Below are 1,799 nucleotides of genomic sequence, written 5' to 3' on the forward strand. Positions count from 1 at the left end.
AGGGCCAGCGCCATACGGGCGGGAGCGGCCCACTCCGCATCGTGTCCCGGCTGTGCCATCGAAGAACACCACGTCGGCCAAGGGCGGCACCGAGCAGCCGGGCGGGGCGGGGATATGCCCACTGCGCCCGATGTGATCTCCGGGCACGGTGCGGTGGTGATTGCCTGGGGGCGACGTCGGGGTGGATCTTTTTCTGGAACCGCTTTTGCTGACCGACCCATGAGGCAGCGGATTGCCAGGCACTGGTGCCGGCCGAGGTGATGGCGCCGGCGTGCGCGATGTGCCAAAGGCCTGGCGCGGCGGAAGTGGCGGGGGCCATGGAAGGGGTGGACATGTCGAAGCGATTCAATTCAGGGAGAGGGCCGCAGACGAAGAGGCCGCTCGTGGCGCGCGGGCGTGGGCCGTGACGTTGACCAGGCCGAGCCGCTCCAGCGCGGGCGGCACGATCACGGCGCGCCACAGCAGCGAGGCGCGCTGCGTTGCGGTGTCCACCAGCAACGTGTCCCAACGCAGTTCCTGGGGTGGGAGCAGGGTGCCGCCGGCGGTCTCTGCCTGCACGGTCAGCGCGAGCGGGGGCCACGTGAAATACAACGGGCCCCCTTCCGACATGCCGTGCAGGACCAGGGCATGGCCCGGGCGGGGGCTTTCGCGCAGCTGCAGCGCATCGGGCGCGGCGTTGTGGTGGCGCGGGTCGAAGTCCTCGGGCAGGTCGGGCGCGCGGGTCGATTGCCAGGTGTCGCCGAAGGTGCCCTGCAGGTCGCGGCGTGGAATGTGGTGGGGGGGCACGTGGCCGAGGGCGATGGGTTCGAGGGGGTCGTCCCAGGCGGTGATGGCCCGGTCCAGCGGTTCGATCCACGGCAGCGGCGCGCCCCGGGCAGCGGCCGCGCTGCGGTACCAGCCCATGCCTTCCGGGTTGGGCTCGAAGGCGTTCACATGGCCCGTCTGCGGGTCTTTCTCCTGCCCGCCGAAGGCGAAGGGGCGCAGCAGCGGAATGCGCGACGCGGTGGCCTCGCCAGAGGCGCGCAGCCTGCCGATGGCCCCCAGTTCCGGCAGCCAGGTGCGTGGCGCGAACGCGCGCAGTTCGATCAGGCGCCGCGATCCGCCATCGGTCAGGTAGTCCACCGCGGCGTCGATGCTTGGCAAGGGCCGGCCTTGCGATGCGACCGCCCAACCGTTCACGATGCAATCGAAGCGGGGCTTGGGCGGCACGTACTCGGATTCCAGGCAGGTCCAGAGTTCATGCGCGCGGGGTGCGATGGCGGCGGCCTGGGCGGCGTCCAGGGGCAGGCTGCCGAGTGTCTGGCGCACACCCTCGCGAAAGATGGCAGCCTGGTCCTGCGCCGCCGCGAGCCGGGGCGGCAGGCCCGGGGCGGCCGCCAGCTGCCATGTGCCCTTGACGATCACCAGGGCCGCGCTGCGCCGCTCCGCATCCCGGTGCGGAAAGACCTGAGCGCGGAACGGCGTGTGGTTGAGGACCGGGCACGTCATGGCGCGGGCGGATCGGCTTGCAGGCTGTCCATGAGCTGCACGGTTTCCACAGCGGCCATCTGCCGTGCGGCAAGGTCTTCATGGGACAGCGGAAACGGGCGGTGGGTCACCGCCGCATGCTCCACGTAGAGCCAGCTTCGCAGCGCATGGCCGACGTCGAAGGTTGGTGCGAGGCGATGGGTCTGCGTGATCGGTCCGCCCGAACGAATGCGGATGGCATCGAGCGCCCAGAGGCGGTCCTTGAGCGCGGCGTCCGTCCAGCGGGTGATGTGGGCCGGCTCCAGCCCCGTGCAGCCGTTGGCCGCGAACAC

At 71.2% G+C, this 1,799-nt stretch carries 1 protein-coding gene and 1 pseudogene; both read right to left on the reverse strand.

Features of this window, described 5'->3' with window-relative positions; genetic code table 11:
- Positions 1–345 precede the first annotated feature (345 nt).
- On the reverse strand, positions 346–1,488 hold the full coding sequence (locus AC27KI_RS24015; protein WP_487116242.1) for a DUF2169 family type VI secretion system accessory protein: 1,143 nt from the start codon (positions 1,486–1,488) through the stop codon (positions 346–348).
- A pseudogene (locus AC27KI_RS24020) lies at positions 1,485–1,799 on the reverse strand (hypothetical protein); the annotation flags it as partial. The pseudogene AC27KI_RS24020 and the gene AC27KI_RS24015, both read right to left, overlap by 4 nt.

It is taken from the genome of Acidovorax sp. KPB24-03 (genome assembly GCF_057546605.1).